The 16,721-nt window shown below is 60.2% G+C and carries 14 protein-coding genes; 8 read left to right on the top strand and 6 right to left on the bottom strand.

What is annotated here, in order from left to right:
* Positions 1-24: 24 nt before the first annotated feature.
* Complete coding sequence (locus WBP07_RS21795) at positions 25-1,437, bottom strand: SRPBCC family protein (protein ID WP_395395961.1); 1,413 nt, start codon at positions 1,435-1,437, stop codon at positions 25-27.
* 22 nt (positions 1,438-1,459) lie between these two features.
* Positions 1,460-3,892 carry a TonB-dependent receptor gene (locus tag WBP07_RS21790; protein WP_395395960.1) on the bottom strand — a complete coding sequence of 811 codons (2,433 nt, stop codon included), beginning with the start codon at positions 3,890-3,892 and terminating at the stop codon, positions 1,460-1,462.
* Positions 3,893-4,124: 232 nt separating this feature from the next.
* On the opposite strand from WBP07_RS21790, the gene WBP07_RS21785 reads away from it, so the two are divergent.
* Positions 4,125-4,718 (top strand): TetR/AcrR family transcriptional regulator, encoded by a 594-nt coding sequence (locus WBP07_RS21785; protein WP_395395959.1) that lies wholly within the window; start codon positions 4,125-4,127, stop codon positions 4,716-4,718.
* Between the two features lie 60 nt (positions 4,719-4,778).
* On the opposite strand, the gene WBP07_RS21780 is transcribed toward WBP07_RS21785, so the two are convergent.
* Entirely contained in the window at positions 4,779-5,819 is a 1,041-nt protein-coding gene (locus tag WBP07_RS21780; RefSeq protein ID WP_395395958.1) for a LysR family transcriptional regulator, read from the bottom strand.
* Here WBP07_RS21780 and WBP07_RS21775 point away from each other — a divergent pair.
* From WBP07_RS21775 to WBP07_RS21755, 5 genes are all read left to right on the top strand, one after another.
* Positions 5,818-6,918, top strand: coding sequence for a phosphotriesterase (locus WBP07_RS21775; RefSeq protein WP_395395957.1), 1,101 nt, complete (start codon positions 5,818-5,820; stop codon positions 6,916-6,918). The two genes, WBP07_RS21780 and WBP07_RS21775, sit on opposite strands and share 2 nt — an antisense overlap.
* A gap of 14 nt (positions 6,919-6,932) precedes the next feature.
* Positions 6,933-7,703 (top strand): SDR family NAD(P)-dependent oxidoreductase, encoded by a 771-nt coding sequence (locus WBP07_RS21770; RefSeq protein ID WP_395396501.1) that lies wholly within the window; start codon positions 6,933-6,935, stop codon positions 7,701-7,703.
* Positions 7,704-8,106: 403 nt separating this feature from the next.
* A complete protein-coding gene (locus tag WBP07_RS21765; protein ID WP_395395956.1) occupies positions 8,107-8,901 on the top strand; it encodes a sterol desaturase family protein in 795 nt (264 codons plus the stop codon).
* A gap of 88 nt (positions 8,902-8,989) precedes the next feature.
* Positions 8,990-11,767, top strand: a complete 2,778-nt coding sequence (locus WBP07_RS21760) for a GH116 family glycosyl-hydrolase (RefSeq protein WP_395395955.1) — start codon at positions 8,990-8,992, stop codon at positions 11,765-11,767.
* Positions 11,768-11,981: 214 nt separating this feature from the next.
* Complete coding sequence (locus tag WBP07_RS21755; RefSeq protein ID WP_395395954.1) at positions 11,982-12,737, top strand: FadR/GntR family transcriptional regulator; 756 nt, start codon at positions 11,982-11,984, stop codon at positions 12,735-12,737.
* Between the two features lie 50 nt (positions 12,738-12,787).
* On the opposite strand, the gene WBP07_RS21750 is transcribed toward WBP07_RS21755, so the two are convergent.
* Genes WBP07_RS21750 through WBP07_RS21740 form a run of 3 tightly spaced genes read right to left on the bottom strand, consistent with a single transcriptional unit; the run spans position 12,788 to position 15,373 of the window.
* Positions 12,788-13,873 carry an alpha/beta hydrolase gene (locus tag WBP07_RS21750; protein ID WP_395395953.1) on the bottom strand — a complete coding sequence of 362 codons (1,086 nt, stop codon included), beginning with the start codon at positions 13,871-13,873 and terminating at the stop codon, positions 12,788-12,790.
* 25 nt (positions 13,874-13,898) lie between these two features.
* Positions 13,899-15,125, bottom strand: a complete 1,227-nt coding sequence (locus WBP07_RS21745) for a phytanoyl-CoA dioxygenase family protein (RefSeq protein ID WP_395395952.1) — start codon at positions 15,123-15,125, stop codon at positions 13,899-13,901.
* On the bottom strand, positions 15,122-15,373 hold the full coding sequence (locus WBP07_RS21740) for a hypothetical protein (protein WP_395395951.1): 252 nt from the start codon (positions 15,371-15,373) through the stop codon (positions 15,122-15,124). Before WBP07_RS21740 ends, WBP07_RS21745 begins: the two co-directional genes overlap by 4 nt.
* A gap of 53 nt (positions 15,374-15,426) precedes the next feature.
* Here WBP07_RS21740 and WBP07_RS21735 point away from each other — a divergent pair, with 53 nt between their 5' ends.
* Positions 15,427-16,152 carry a TetR/AcrR family transcriptional regulator gene (locus WBP07_RS21735; RefSeq protein WP_395395950.1) on the top strand — a complete coding sequence of 242 codons (726 nt, stop codon included), beginning with the start codon at positions 15,427-15,429 and terminating at the stop codon, positions 16,150-16,152.
* A gap of 171 nt (positions 16,153-16,323) precedes the next feature.
* Positions 16,324-16,677: a hypothetical protein gene (locus WBP07_RS21730; RefSeq protein ID WP_395395949.1), complete on the top strand. Its 354-nt coding sequence runs from the start codon at positions 16,324-16,326 to the stop codon at positions 16,675-16,677.
* Positions 16,678-16,721 lie beyond the last annotated feature (44 nt).

Genomic DNA, 16,721 nt, shown 5'->3' with positions numbered 1-16,721 from the left:
ACCGCTGCTATCTCACGTCTCAGATTAGCGTAATCGTCGAGGCTGCCCGCGTCCCATGAACTGCGCCAGGTTGCGATGGAAATTCGTGACCTTCTGCTCCTGGTGCGGGTTGGGCAGAGTTCCGCGAAACCCGCGTGATTTCATGCCCTTCTGGACCGCCGCCATATTGGAGAAGTCCTGGCTGAGGACGAGGCCCCAGTTCTCTTCGGTTGGATCGGCCCTGACCCACTCGGTCAGGGGGTGTTCGTTCTCCGGAAACCGTTCGATCGCATAAGCCTCGAACAGGCATTTGTCGGGATCGTCGCCATAAGGTCGTGCGCGGTAACACAGCGCAAATGTGATGCCCTGGAGCACCGCCATGTTGGGGAAGATGTTCCAGGCCAGTCCGGCCTCTCCCATCTGAGCCGGAGTGATTTGCGGCCAGTCCACCCCGCGCGCGGCATCGTCGGACTTGGCTGACGCGAGCCAATGGGCAACCACCGCATCGGTGGGGGTGCCTTCGGGCAGTTCGTCGACCAGCCGGCTTGCGGCGGTGACCAGTGTCGCGGTCGTGCTGGCGTGGTTGAGCGTGCTGTAGATTTCGTTCTGCAGTTCATAGGTCGAAATGCGCGGATCGACGCCTGCCTTACCGGCACGGGTGATCGTGCTGCCTTCGCTTACTTGAACGTCGGCATCGCGCTGGTCGAAACCGCTGACGCCGTGGAGGCCATGGGCCGCGCTGTAGGAATAGTAGTCGCCATGTTCGAGCATCTGCGTATGCGTACCGGCGACATGGTAAGGCTCCATGAAGGCTTCGAGCGCGGTCTTCCAGTTGCAGTCGAAAACCACCCATTGGCGCCATTTGTAACGCATGCGTTCCAGTTCGAAGGGATCGAGCATGCTGGCCGCGGGCTCGAGATATTCCCGCAGGGAAGGGGCCTCGGCATCCATGTTGACGAACAGCCAGCCACCCCAGATGTCCACCCGGACCGGCGAGAGCTCTGTACGGGCCGGATCGTCGAGGCAGCCCTTCCAGTCCTGCTTGTCGAGGATAAAGGTGTTTTGCCCATCGAGGTCGAAGCTCCAGCCATGGAAACCGCAGGTGATGCTCCGGCGGTGGCCCTTGGCGGAATGCTGGCCGGCGGGAATGTCGATCAGGCGCCGTCCGCGGTGGGGACAGACATTGTGATAGGCCCGAAAACTGTCCGGGCCGGGAATTGCGGCGATACGGGCGATGATGATGCTGTCGTCGCCCACCTCATACGTGATGAAGTCCCCCGTCTCCGGTATGTCCTCGATGCGTCCCGCCTGCTGCCAGACTTTCGGCCAGAGAAGGTCCTTTTCCGCCAAAGCATAATCGCGCGAAAGAAAGGCCTCGGTGCCGTAGGTCAAGGGCTCGGCTAAGTCTGCCTCGGTCAGAGAGGTTTGCAGGTCTGTCGGGTCTATCCGCTGGTTCATGACATCCTCCTCATCGTGGCTTTCAGTGGCCAAACAGGCTGCTGCGCAAGGTCAGCTGGAGCAGCACCGAGCGGGGCGATCCGGGCACGCCAAGCAGGTCTGCCGCCCGTGTCGATGCGGTTCCCGTGCCGGTGCCAGTGAAGGCAAGCGTTCCGCCGGTGGCGGTATAGAGCTTGTTGGTCAGGTTCCGCCCGATCAGGCTGACCACCCATGCGCGGTCGTTGCCGCCGTAAAGCCCGATGCTGCCGTTGAGCAGCCAATACGCCGACTGAACCGCCTTGGGATTGGCCTCGGTCTGGTAGGTATAGGCATCGGTGTAGAGCGCATCGAACGAGGCCGTCCCGTTCATGTTCGCCCCGATGTCGTGATCGTAGGTCACGCCCGTGCTGAGAGCCCATTTCGGCGCGCGCGCGAGGCGTTGGCCGGTCTGGTCCTGCGCGGTGTAGGGATTGGCCGCCGTGCCGTATGTGGAAGGATCGAGGGCGGGGTAGCGCGGATCGAGATTGCAACCCTCAGCAATGGATTGGCCGCCATAACAACCGCCGATGAAATCGGTATACCGAGCGTGGTTGAAGGCGGCGGCACCGCGCCATTCGAGGCCGCGCAGCGCGCCGGGGCGAACCGTTGCGCTGAATTCCACGCCTCGTACACGCGCGGCGCCCGCGTTCTGGACCGTCTGGCTGAAAGCAATCGGATCCCATCGGGAGAGTTGCAGGCCCTTGTATTTGTACCAGTATCCGATGAGGTCGAAGCCGATCTGGCGTCCGGCGACGAAGCCCTTGATGCCGGTCTCGCCGCCGTTTGCTGTCATTTGATCGAACGAAAGGTCACGGGCGGGAAGCGAGGGAAATGCCGGGGAACGCAGCGGTGTCGGCAGGGTGTTGAAGCCGCCTGAGGTGAAACCTTCGCGATAGGCAGCATAGAGCGTGAGATCGCGCACCGGCTTGTAGCTGAGCGTCACTTCAGGCGAGAAATCGTTGTAGTTTCGATCGGGATTGAGGATCGTGAAGGGCGTGGTGTTGACGGTGCCCTTGAGAGACTTGTCCTCCCACGATTGGCGTGCACCGGCCGCGAGTTCGATCTGGTCGGTGATGTCCACGCGCACTTGCCCGAACACCGAATAGGCGAGCGTTTTCTGATCGTAGGCAGTGGCTGCGATGAGGGCCGGGGCGGCGGTGAAGGTGTAGAAGGCCTGGTCTACGGTAAAGCGGGCATCCTGGTAGAAGGCGCCCACCAGGAAATTGACCGGGCCATCGTAGCTCGACGCCAGCCTGACTTCCTCGCTGAACGCCTTGGCAACGAGGTCGTTCGAAGCACCCGTTGTCGGATCGTTGACGGATGTGAAGGAATCGAGGGATTTTTCCTGAAGGCGATAGTATCCGGTCACCAGGCTCAGGGTGAGCGCATCGCTGAGATCGAGGTCGCCGGTTATGGAACTCAGGAACTGGCGTGATTTCGAATAGGGCGTGCCGTCGCCGAATGAAGGATGCAGCGCGGCGACATTGGCTGGCAGCGCGACATCGGTGAAGTAGCGATCGAGCTTGCAGTCGGTGGTGATACCGCCGCCGACCTGGGCAGCGCCATAAGGGCAGTAGACGGGTTGGCCGGCGGCCGCCGGGCCGATGCCGTCGCGGTCGCGCTGGCCATAGTTGACCTTGGCCTTGAGATGGAAACGGTCATCCGTGGAGCGGAAGGTGAGGGTGCCGCGCAGGAACAGCTCTTCGGCATTGTTGCTGGTGGCGGCGGCACCGGGCGTCCGTCCAGCTACGGGCTCGCCGATGTTGCGGAACCAGCCATCCTCCTTTGAATAGTAGGCGACAATGCGGGCGCCGACCTGATCGCTGAGGGGGCCGGAAACGATGCCCTCGACAAAGCGCTGGTCGGCTTCGAACTCATAGCCGGTGCGTAGGCGGGCCTCGAAGGTCTTTCCGGGATCGGCGGAGATCAGCGAGATGATGCCGCCGGGGCTGTTCTTGCCGTAGAACAGTGCTTGCGGCCCTTTCAGGACTTCCACACGTTGCAGGTCGTACTGGCCCAATCGGACAGCGTTACCGTAGCTGATCGGAATTCCATCGAGATTGAGGGTAACAGCCTGTTCGGTCGAGGGATTGGCGATACCCGCCCCGATCCCGCGCAAGTTGATCGAGCCGCCGGTCTGGTTGGTGGATTCGCCGATGATCAGCTGCGGCATCCGCTCGCTGATTGCGGTGAGCGAATTGGTTGCATAGCGTTCCAAAGCTTCTCCCGAGAGCGCGGAGATCGCTACCGGGACGTCCATCGCGCGCTCGTCGCGCTTGCGGGCCGTGACGATGATTTCGCCGGGGGCGGCCTCGGCATGTTCAGCTTGCCCATGGTTTGCTTGAGGCGCGCTCTCGTTCAACTGGTCCGCATGCGCGCTTTGCGAGAACAGGCTGCCCGCCACGGTCGCGAGCAAAAGTGCCTTCGCGTTCATCATCCCCATCCTTCTCCCTGCTCTTCGCGTTTGATGCGGAGCTTTGTCGTTCGAGGCCGGAGTCGCGATGCGATCTTCCCGACCACAGGCATGAGCGTATCACAAAAAGAATGAATGACCATTCTTTAAAAATGATCTAGAGAGAAAGCGTGGCTCGCGACTTTGGCGGGACCGATAGTTGGGATATGACGCTGGTTTCAGCCACCCCGGTGTCAGGGCAGAATGTCAGGGATCTATGGTTCGTCACGCTGAAGCTCTTGCGCGCCAACAGGAGCGGACTGAACAGCGGCGCGATCAGGTGCTCGACGCGGCGGAACAGTGCTTTCGTGTCGAAGGCTTCCATGGCGCCAGCATGGTCCGGATTGCCGAAACGGCGGGGATGAGCCCTGGGCATATCTATCGCTACTTCGACGGAAAAGACGCGATCATCATTGCTCTGTGTCAGCGGCGGTTTTCTGGTTTTGAAGAATTGCTGGCCGAACTGGATAGCGGCAAGCCCACCATCGACGACTGGATCTCGCAGTTTTCATGGTGGATCGACCCGATTCGGGCGCCGCTGACGCTGGAAATCATGTCCGAGGCTGGCCGTAACCGGGGAGTGTCCGACGTCGTGGTAGAGATCGACCGGCGCTTTCGCGACATCATGCGGCGGAGTCTGCTGCCGTTTGCGGGCCCCATCTCCAAGGATGAGGTGGAGGACAGACTTGAGGCGTTGATCATGCTTGCTCACGGCATGACGAGCCGGATCACCGCCGATCCTGATGCCCGTCCAGATCGCTTGATGGCTGCATTCCGCCTTGCTGTGCATGCATTGCTTTCAGCGGATTGACTGTCCCCCAGTTCGCTACTCTCGAGGGATGTAGCTGAACGCTTCTGGACGGGGCGGCCTTCAAGGGCTTGTTAGGCCTCTTCCGCCGAATGAGCGGGGTGCAGTTGGGCTTGTGGAGAGATCGGCCATAACCTGCATGCGTTCGACCAGAAAGCGGCGAAGCGTTACCAAATACGGAGCAGTCCAGCGATCCTCTCGTGCGATGAATAGATAACCGCCAAAGGGTCGATTGCCGGCACCTGGCAATCTCAGTTCACCAAGATCCCCGAGCGTAAGGCAGCGTTCAACAAAAAAGCGGTTCGACAGCAGTACACCGCGCCCGAGCCGTGCCGCCTCGAGTGACATATGCGGATGCCAGCAAAGTTCACCCGGCAAGTGACCGGGCGTTGTAACGCCGTTGCTTTCGAACCACCTGCGCCAGTCGTCCGTGTGCCGACCATGGAGGAGCGGCGCTGCCAGTAGGTCGGCAGCCGATGTCACCCATGACAGCTGCTCCGCCAAAGCTGGACTCGCAGCGACAATCGCCTGAGGTCGAACGAGAAGCTGCGCCTTGAGACCGGGGGCGAGCCCAGTCTGCATTTCCTCGTCGTGATACATGAAAATGTTCACGTCGGCTTCGTGAAGGAGGAGATTGGCCGGTTCATCGCTCGGCCGGAGGACCAGATCGATTTTCGAGTTCAATCGCTCGAACTCGGCAATTTGGGCAGCAAGCCATTCGATCGACAGCCCGTGGGAGCACCAGATGCGGATGGGCCGTGCTGCTTCCTTGTCGCGCGCCTCGCTCGTTGCCGCTGCGATTTCGGCAATCGCGCCTGAAACACGGGTGTGAAAACGTGCCCCTGCGGAGGTAACGGTGAACCGCCTTCCAGACCAACGCAGCAGCGGGACACCGAGCCAAGCTTCCAGTTGAGAGAGATGGCGGCTCACCACAGAATGATGGAGACCCAGATGCTGCGCGGCGCGGCGAATTCCGCCGAAACGGACGACGGCATCATAAGCTCGGAGCGGCGCGAACGGAGGCAGGCTTCGTTCCGGCCCCACCGCCGTAAGATCCTCGGAACAATTCGTCATAGCGTCTTCTGCCTCATCTGCATGGTGCATGACGTGCACCACTGGCGCAAGTTTCGCGCCTTCTCACACGTTTCGGACCGTGGCAGCGAGGTGGCGAAGGGGAGGCGCCGGCAATCGGGGGGCTCCGGGGGTTAAAATGCAGACGTTACAACCAGCCAATGGATCGATTGCCGCCGATGCACTTGGCAAGACACTGATGCACGAGCACCTCGTCATGGCAATGGCGGGTTGGGAGAGCGACACCGGCGCGCGAGCGCGCCGCACGGAGGACCTCGCGCGTATTTGTGTCGACAGGATCGCTGAACTGCAGGATGGTGGGTTCGCCAGTCTGCTCGACCCCTGTCCCATGGATATTGGCCGTGACGTGGAGCTGTACGGCGAAGTATCCGCGCGGACGGGTTTCAACATCCTGTTTTCGACCGGTATCTACAACGAGCATCTCGGCGGCGCCTACTGGCGCTACAAGGTAATGGCTGATCCGGCCGGTGCGGAGATTCTCGCCGACCTCTACATAAGCGAATTGACCGAGGGCGTCGGCCCCTCGCGGCTGCGGCCGGCGGTGATCAAGCTGGCCATCGGCACCGATCCGACATCAGTATTCGAAGATCGATTGATCAAGGCCGCTGCGATAGCCGCGTTGGAAACCGGCGCGCCGATCCTGGCCCATACAGACGGATTCGGCGGCGACATTCTGCTCGGTAAGATCAAGGCGCTCGGCATCGCGCCGCATCGGGTCATCGTCGGCCATAGCTGTGGATCGCCCGATCAGGCCTATCATCGCCGGATCGTTGATAGCGGAGCCTATATTGGTTTCGACCGCTTTGGGCTGGAAATCATCCAGCGTGACGAGGTCCGCCTCGCTGGCATGCACTGCTTGCTCCAAGATGGCTATGCCGAACATGTCCTCGTTTCGCACGACTGCGCATTTTGTCAGCGGGGACAGGTGATCCCGGACGAGGGACTTCACACCAACCCTATGCACTATTCGCGGGTGATAGAGCCACGGCTGCGAGCGCTCGGGGTGGCTCAGGCGGTCCTGGACAGCGTCCTGACTGACAATCCACTTCGCTATTTTACCAACCAGATGCCGAAGCGATCCGCGCCTCCCATCCGCGTCCCAGCGGCCTGACCGGAGAGAAAATGATGAGTAGGCTGGAAGGCAAGATTGCTATTGTCACAGGCGCAAGTCGCGGGGTTGGCAAGGGTATCGCGCTCGCGCTCGGTGAGCAGGGGGCTACCGTTTACGTGACCGGGCGAACCGTCAATTCCGGTAATGCGCTGCTGCCGGGCACGATTGGCGAGACCGCAGCAGAAGTATCCGCGCGTGGCGGTACGGGCATCGCCATTCAGGTCGATCACACAGACCATGCCCAGACCGCCGCGCTATTCGAGCAGGTGCAGACAGACAGCGGTCGGCTCGACGTACTGGTCAACAACCTAATGGCGATTCCGCCGGCGATGACCGACAGGATCGGCTTCTGGGAAAAGCCGCTCGATCTGCTCGACATCTTCGAGACGGGAATCAACGCTGCCTATGTTGCTGCGTGGCATGCCGCGAAGATCATGGTGCCGCAGGGCTCTGGTCTAATCGTTGGCATCTCGGGCTATGTCGGCGTGACATATACTTATGATGTAGCCTTCGGCACGACCAAATCCGCGACCGACCGGATGATGCGTGACATGGCCGTCGAGTTGAAGCCCCACGGTGTGACCGCTCTATCCCTATGGCAGGGGTTCACCTTCACAGAGCGGGCACTGGAAAACCTCGAAATCGCGCCCGGCATGGCCGAGCAAGAATCCAGTACGATGACTGTCAAAGGAGCAAGGCCCATTTCGCGCCCTTTTGCACGCGCTCCCGCGATGACTGCGCGCGCCGGTTCAAGATCTATCATGGGCTTTCCCTGTTTGCATTAATCTGGAAAGTGCTTGGAACGAAGGAATGAACCGGTTTGCTGTCGGACCGCAATGTTCGCGTCTTCAAGGCCCCAATTACCGCCCCTGCGAAACGCGAACCGCCGAGGTAGTAATGCCATATTGATTTATCCGCTGGATCGAAATCAAAGGGCGCCCCCAGCACATGGTGTCTCCAAACGGCCGCGATCCGGCCCGGACAAAGCGCGAGCGACCGTTACCTGCTACATGCCAGGCAGGAGTGATTTTTGAGCATCGCACCTGGGGCTCCGCTGGCCTTGCATTGCAAGCTGATCGATAATAGATACGCCTCGTATCTTTATGTTGGTCGGCCGCGGGCGCTGATAGGCCGGCTGCATTGATCGGCTGGACGGGACCGAGGAATCCCGAGGGAGACGATGCGAGAATGTCCGAATATCTGAGTGACGGCGACGCCATGCTGAAGGCGTGGTTCGTGCTGTTCGTCGTTGCGGGAATTGCCACAGGCATTGCCACCGGCTTTTTCAAGGCGCGCAAAATCCAGCCGCGAGGCTTCAAATGGCGAACCTTTCGCAACGAGGGCCTCTTCGGTGCAGTCAATCTAGCGGTCGCGGCGTTTACCATAGGGCCTGCTACGCAGTGGCTTTCGAGCCACGGCGTGATCAGATTTTCCGTAGGGCCTGCGGCGTGGTGGCAGGTCGCGTTTGAATACGCTTTGTACTTCTGCCTATTCGATACTTACTTCTATTGGCTGCATCGCTGGATGCACAAGGAGCCCTATTACACGTGGATCCACAAGATCCACCACAAATCGACGTCTCCCAACCTGCTTACGACCATTTCTGTCAGTCCGCTGGAATCGATCATAAACGGTGGTTTCGTGCCGCTGTTTCTTTCAGTTTTCACGGTGCATCCGCAGACCATGGCGCTGATCGCCCCGACCAATATCATCATGGGTCTCTACGTTCATTCCGGCTACGAATTCCTGCCGCGCTGGTGGAACCGAAGCTGGGCAACCAAATGGTTCATCACCACGACCTTCCACGATCAGCACCACAAGTACTTCAACTACAATTTCGGCGGCTACACCCAGGTATGGGATTATCTGTGCGGTACGGTCCGAAAGAAGTACGAGCAAGATTTCGAGAACCCCAAAGCGCGCAAACCGGCCACGCCGACGTCGGATGCAAATTCGACCGCGGAGCCGGTAGGACTTTCCTAACGCGATCCCGATCGACCGTAGATTTCGGTTGCGCCTGTTGCCGGCGCCCCCCGAACGACATGCTGGCCCGACGCCGGCGAGCAGGTGAATGAAGATGGATCGGCGTGTATTTGTCTCCCACCTCATGTCGGTGGCAAGCTCGGTTCCTTTCGTGAACCTCGGCTTGCTCGGTGGGTGCGTATCGCGGGTAGCCGACGGCTCGATGCCCGACGGTGCACATCGCATCGAGGGCGGAATTCCAGAAGCTGCTTACGTGCGGCCTCTCGGTGATGTCGCGAAGGGGTACTGCCCGCAGCTTGGCGATCAGCAATGCCGTACGGGCAAACCGACGCCGGGTTTGCGCGATGCCGGCGCAGGTCTTGCGGTGCCAGGGCTCGGACTTCCGGTCGGTGGGATCGGTGCCGGCTCGTTCATGATAAACCAATGCGGCACTTTCGGTCCCTGGAACATGGGCGGAATGCCAACGGAAAATTTCTGGGAGCAACGCACGCTTTCTCAGGCCGCGTTTCATATTCGCGAAGAGGGGGGCGGGAGGCCAGGGGCTGCGGTGCGGACACTGGCTGTGCCTCATGAGAGCATTGCTCCCGAGCGCCGACTTGGAACAGTCCTACCAGCCTGGAACACCCTTGAGGCTGGTCAAGGTTCCTACGCCGTCCTCTTTCCGTTCGCCTGGCTAACCTATGAGGGATTGGCAACCAAGGCGACCATGAAAGTCTGGTCGCCGATCGTGTCCAATGAAGACGAACGGTCCTCGATGCCAGTCGCCTTCTTCGAACTTGACCTGAGCAACCCGACATCAGAGCCGATCGACCTTACGGTTATGCTCACATTCCCGAATGCACCAGCATTCGCGTCAGGTTCCATCAGGAACGGCCATTATTCGAAGTACGCATTCGATACCGGATCCGGCGTCGCGGGTGTGACCCTGGGATCCGATGCGGTAGAAAACACGCCCGACGCGGCTCGTTCGGAATGGACAATCGCTGCGCAGGTCGGGAAGGGGCAAGCCGTCAGTTACTGCACGTCGTGGAACGCCGATGGCGACGGGAGCGACATCTACGCAGCGCTGGCGAAGGGTAAAGCAACCGGGCCCTTACCCAATGGCACGCTCGATGGTTCGGCTTCCGCGGGCGCGCTTGCGCTCAGTCTCACGCTTGAGCCAGGTCAGTCGCAGGTCGCACGTTTTGCTCTTTCGTGGGATTTCCCCCAGGTCTGGCATAGAGGCGAAGGCGGTGCAGAAGCCGTGTGGATGCGGCGCTACACTGGATTTCTCGGTGGGAAGTCGACGCAGACAAATGACTATATCGCGGGTTCCTATCGTGGTGGCCAAGGCTTTGAGATCGCGCGCCGCGAGCTCGCTCGCTATTCGCAATCGCTAGCCGACGTCGAGCAGTGGTGGCGTCCGATCGCCGAGAACAGTGCGGTTCCATCCTGGCTGCGCATGTCCGCACTGAACGAACTCTATCATATGGTGTTCAACGGCTCGTTCTGGGAATCGGGTCTTGTGCGAACGACCATGCCGATGAGCGCGGAACAGGGGACACTTCCGCGTCTAGGTTCAGCCATTCCCGGTACGCATCTCTACTTCCATACAGACAGCGGGGGTGGGGGGGCAATCACCAACGAAGTGGATATGGATAGCGCCGGCTACCTCGGGTTCGCAAAGCTCTTTCGGAGCATGGAACTGGGGAGGGTACGGCCGTTGCTTCAGATGGTGCACCAGAATCCGATTGGAATTGGACGCGTCATCCAACAGGCATTCAAGGGGAATGGACCTTACATTTCGCAAACCGCGTCGTTCCAAAACATGCCGGCAACCATGGCGCCTGTACGAGGCGTGCCGCCGAAATCGAGCAAGGACCTTGGCGAGCTGTTTGATCCGCACGGAGGCGATCCGTTCCGGGACTGTCCGCACAAGCTGATTTATCGAACGTATGCGCTGATTCGATTCTACAATGACGACGATCTCTTGCGCTATGGCTATACGACGATGCTCAAAGCGCTGGAATATGCCCAATTCTTCCGGCCGGAGGGATCGCATCTTCCCACGGATCCGCCGTCCAATAATCCCCCCAACACGATGGACCAGGCCGTGGTCAACGGGCATGGCATCTACAACTGCGGCCTCTATCTCCTCTCGCTACAGGTCATGTCAGTACTCACTGGCCGAGCAGCTCGGCTCGGCATCGCCGAAGCGACGCATAGCCGACAACGCACGCTGGAAAGCGAGCTCGTAGCCGCCCGCGAGGAGTTCGAGAGGATATTCTGGAATCCGCAGACCGGTCGCTACCGATACTGCGATGGCAGCGGTGGGATCGGGGATCGGACGGGCCGGATCTGGAACCGGTTCAAGCCTGTCCCTCCCCCCGATTCAATCTGGCTGGAATCGTTCGCCGGTCAGCTTGTGGCGATGGAGCTGGGTCTGCCCGACATCATCGATCTCGATCGCGCCCGGATCCATCTTCACAATACTCTCGACCAGTTCATCCGTTTTCGCGATCCCCAGGGTCGACTTATGGGTGGCCCGATCATTCTTCAGCCGGATTTTGCAATCTATCCAAGCTCCCTCAAGACGACCGAAATCAACGAAGTGATTCCGGGCGTTGCGTGGTCCGCCGCCGCCGCTGCGGTGCGGATAGGCAAACGACTTGGTGACCGTGACATCGTCGAAAAGGCGCTTCAACTTGCTGAGGGTTGCGCGATCCGGATTTACGGAGATCCGCAAAGCGGTTTGGCATTCAACTCGCCGGAAAGCTGGTTCGTTGATGATGTCGAGGTGACCCGGTTCCCCGGCTATACCCGAACCCGGTCGATCTGGTCGCTGTACGATGCCATGAGCGAAATCCAGATCCGACAGCCGCACTGATCACGGAAAAAGGGACCGCGCCTGCGAAATACTACGCCCAGGCGAAGAGCGCTGTCCGACTATCGGGCGATCGATTGACTTAGGCCTCTATTTGAATAACGATACGACCTGTTGCTTTATCGGGCGACCGGATGTTGCCTTCCTGGCCAGGGTTGCGGGCTGGAACCCGGTTGGAATTCAGTCGGCGGTTTTGAGCCGAGAACGGGGAGAGCCCATGGCCGAAGCGCCACCTAACCTAGCGTCGGAAGAAGAACGGCCGAACCGTTGGCCGGGTCGCCGCCTCTATGGTTCGGTCCTGCACAAGCTCGGCATGGCGATTGTGAGCGGCGAATTTGCCCCCGGATCTACGCTCAGCGGCGAAGTCGCCTTTTCCCAGGAGCTGCAAATCTCACGAGGCGCCTATCGCGAAGCGATGCAAGTGCTCGCTTCCAAGGGGCTGGTTGAAAGCCGTACCAAGACCGGTACCAGGGTGTTGCCCCGGGAACGGTGGAATGTGCTCGATCCGGATGTTCTGTCTTGGGCGTTTGCTGGACGGCCGGATCGCGAATTCGTGAAGGATATATTCGAGCTGCGGGCAACAATCGAGCCAGCGGCGGCGGGACTGGCCGCAAAGCGCAGGACGAAAGAGGACTTGCACACGCTCGCCGAGGCACTTGAAGGCATGAAGCGGCATTCTTTGGGAAGTCCGGCGGGCCAAAGCGCAGACCGCGACTTTCATAAGGCGCTGCTGTTCGCGACGCATAACACCGCGATATCAGTTCTCTCGGCGAGCATCTGCGCCGCGGTCGGGTGGACGACCCATTTCAAGCACAGGAGCGCCTCGCTTCCGCGCAATGCCATTCCCGACCATGTGAAGGTCTACGATGCCGTTGCGGCTGGGGATGCCAATCTCGCATCTCAAACCATGCGGGGATTGGTCAGCATGGCGCTTGAGGACACACGCGCCGTGCTCGCCGCCGACCCGATTTAAGCCATGCCAGGCTGCATCGCGCAGGGCAGGGGGTGGCGCGAAATGCCGCCTCACCGCCCTTTGAGATGGGCCGTAAAGAAATCCGCCATGACCCTGAAGGCTTCCTTCGATTCCGGAAGTTCCGGATTGAGGAAGAATGCATGTCCGAGCCCGTCCCAGGCATGTAGCGATGCCGCGACACCGTTTCGGATCAGCACGCGGTGGGTATTGACGGCCGAACTCAATTCGCCTGCGCGGGTCGCGGTGATGATGAGTGTCGGGGGAAAGTGCGAGAGCACCTCATCGGACATGATCGGCGACATCAACGGGTCTGAAAGATCGTGTCCACCGTAATAGAAGCGCTCATCCAGGCTCGGTTCGCGGTCGATGCCCTGGATTGGCATTTGCCAACTCCAGCTGTCGCCCCCCCAGCGGGCGTCAGCAGAGGCGCAAAAGATACCCGCTGCGCCCGGGGTGGGCAGCTTTTCCTTCTGAAACCACGCCAATGCCTGCGCCGTCAGCAATCCGCCCGCCGAGCAGCCAAAGATTCCGATTGAGGGGGCTTTGTACTCCGCCAGCACGGCGCGGTAGATGGCCGCAACATCCTCGCTGGCCGCAGGAAATTTGGCCTCGGGCGCTTGGCGGTAGTCGACGGAGAATACTGGGATGCCAGTTAGGCCCGCAACGGGAATAGATTCCTTCATTCCCGTCGACGCCGCGTCGCCCATGATGAACGCGCCGCCAGGCAGATTGATGAGTATTCGCGCCGCCTTGCCCTTGGCCGGCTGGTCGGGGCGCGCCCAATAGCCGTGAACACCTCCCACTTCACCTGCTTCGACGTGAACCCGATAAGCGGATGCAAGGCCGGATACTTCAGTTTCTGCCCTGGTTCGCATTGAGGCGCGAATTTGTGCAATCGATCCCGATTTCACGAGGCGCTCGAGCATCGGCCCAAAATCTTCTGGACTGCGGGGCAGCGCAGCGTTTGCGGCCGGAGAGGCATAGACCGAAGGGGGCAGTCTGAACGGAGGAACCTTGACGGTGCCGTCGTTCTCGATCGGATTTGCGACTTTGGACGCAGGTGCCGTCTGTGCCTGCACCTGCGCCGAAGCCCCGCACAAGACGAGTACGCAAAAGGCGACCTCAAATCTGGACATACTCTGTCCCCCAAAAAATTCATCGTCAGGTGTCGTTTGCTGCCCGTGTCTTATGCCGATGGATGTCGTCAATCTGTGCGCGTAGCTCTCCTACCGAAGTGTCGATGCCGGGGCCGCCCTCAAAGGGCCGGAGTGGCATTTCGGTATACATCACCCGTCGTTCCGCGATGACCGGGGGAGTTGCTTCATGAAGGGTGCAGGACAAATGGACAGTAAGATCGCCCGGTGCAGTACGCAGAGACACAACGGGAAAGGGGGGGCGATTTTTTGCGACTTCGACCGGTAGCGCCACCCGGTGCGATCCTGCGACAACGCGAAGCTGTCCGTTCTCGGGACCGGAGGCTGAAAGGGAAATACCCACTGTCATGCGCGAACAAACGTAAGCGTGACGGCCCAGATGGCAGTCCCTGTGGTAGGTAAGATCCGATGGTCCGGCGATGACACCGACCGGCTTGATGAGCGCTTCGATGACGCGGCCTTCGATCGGTACCTCGAGCAAACGATCGCTGCCCGCCAGCACCTCACGAAGGAGAGCCCATCTCGGACTGGTCATGATGCGGTGGGTTGTCGGCGAATGTTCGATGAATTCCTGCAAACGCACGCAGTGCCGCTTGCCGTCGGCGGTGCTGGCCCACCAGGACTTGCCGTCGCCCTCGGTGTAATGGGGCAGAGCGCAGTCGATCTCGTTGCTAATCTGCGCCATGTCCGCCGGATCGAGCCAGCCAGCCAGATGGACGTAGCCGGTTTCTCGCAGGAAGTGCGCGATTTCATGGGCAGGCTCATCAGGCCCGAACGAACGCTGTAGGTCGAGCGGGTTCCCTGCCTCATCCAGGAACGACAGATCGCCGGACGAAGGCCATCCCTCGAGCAAGCCGATCCAGAGCGAGTCCCAGATCGAAACCTGATCCAGACCTCGGCCTGAGAAACGCAGGCTTCTCGCGACAAGAAATCCGTTCAGGGACATCTGGTTCTGCGCCAGGTCCGAAAACTGGTCGGCGGTCAATGAAATGCGCAATGCGTGTTCGTCAGCGCCGGAAAATGCCTTCAAATTTCCGTCTTCCAGTCGAAGCGTCCATACCTGGCCCTCCACCTCGATGGTCAGCGCGGCAGCGCCGTACTGGATGATGCCGGCCCGCACTACAGTGCCGTTCTGCTCGTTGAGCCGGGGAAACTCGCTCGTAAAGAAATCCGATATCCCGATGAAACGGCGATCAGAATCGCGGCGGGTCCGGCGGTCGAGAGGATACGTCATTTCGTGAACTTCTTGGCACGTGACAGGCTTGGTCTCTCCACCTTCGCTGTCGTTTCAGTGATCTGGATCGCTTGTTCCAAACTCATCGCTTCCCTTTGGCGCTTTGGAATGATCGATCTCCGGTCGATCCGAAATCGCCATGGGTTTGCACCATCGGTGGTTTGCGCGACCTGGAGAATGAGTTGCCGACTTTCGCCGCGGACGTGGAGGGGTACGTCACCCGGGAATTTCTTAAAAATGATACGCATGGTATCGTAAATGCTCGGCGGCGCTTGTCAACGCACGCGGGCCTTGGTTGTGCATGTTCGCGTTTCGTATACGAGGGGCGGACAGTTTCTGGTGGAGCGGCATGGTTGCGATGGGCAAAAAGGCGGTCAAACGGACCGCAAAGGCAACAGGGGCTGAGCCTCGCAAGCGCGGTAGGCCCTCGCTAGCCCATTCGGCCCAGATCACCGCGGACATCCTCGCCCACGCCACGACCATGTTTCTCACTCTGGGTTACGAAGCGACCTCGATGGAGGCGTTGGCGAACCACCTCGGCATTCCGAAGACGACGCTGTACAAGCGCTACAGCGACAAAGCTGATCTGCTGCGGGCGGTAATCGACGAGCGCGTGGAGCAATGGTCATCGCTCAACGCGTTTCGTGAGCCAAGCCCCTCTCGTGAGCTCGACGAGCAACTGAACGTCTACGCAACGACGTTGTTGCGGTGGGCAACGCACCCGGAAGTCCGCGCGATTACCCGGCTGTCTGCAAATCTGCCAGGTTCGCCTGATACCGGTTTTGCCGGCCCCAATCTGGGCGGCTATCGCACAATTCATGGTCTAATCGAAGACGTGGTTCGCGAACTCGGGCCCGCGCAAGGGATCAGTGCAAAGAACCCGGCCCGGGCTGCCGATATGCTGATGGCGATCGTCGCGGGCACGGTCGCGATGCGGACAGACCCCGACCAGCTCGGCGAACTCGAAGCCACCGGCCTCGCTGCAGATATTGTCGATCACCTCATCCGCGGCGCACAGGCTTGGTGAATTACGCCGTAGCGATTGGTTTCCGGGATAAAGATACGAGGCGTATCGTTATTGACTCGTCCAAGGGCGAAGGCGATAATCGGCACCGAACAGCAGGGCATTTTCTGTAGGCGGTTTCTTCGCGGTCGCCTCAGGCGGGTCCTGACCAAAATGTTCGGGAAAGGATCATCAATGCGTTCGATTTTCTCGGCAGCCTTGCTTGCCGCAATCGCGTTTGTCCCGGCGGCCGCTTCGGCCGCCCCTGCAGCCGCTCCAGCAGCGACTGCGACACCTGCCGCCAAAACCCAAACCGCCAAGACCCAGGCAGCGTACACGGTCCAGGATACCGATCTTGGAACCTTGCTCGACGATCCCGTCTCGCAAGCGATCCTGGCGAAGAACATTCCTGAAATCGTCAACAGCCCGCAGATCGACATGGGCCGCGCGATGACGCTGTCGCAGCTGCAGCAGTATGCCGGCGACCAGCTTACGAACGAGAAGCTGGCGAAGATTCAGGCAGACCTTGACGCTGCGAAGCCGAAGTGATGGCCTTCGCGGCATGAGCGTGAAATGGGCGAGCTTTCGGTAAG

The sequence above is a fragment of the Novosphingobium oxfordense genome (genome assembly GCF_044029435.1).
Taxonomy (GTDB): Bacteria; Pseudomonadota; Alphaproteobacteria; order Sphingomonadales; family Sphingomonadaceae; genus Novosphingobium.
This window is presented reverse-complemented; position numbering and strand designations above follow the sequence as displayed.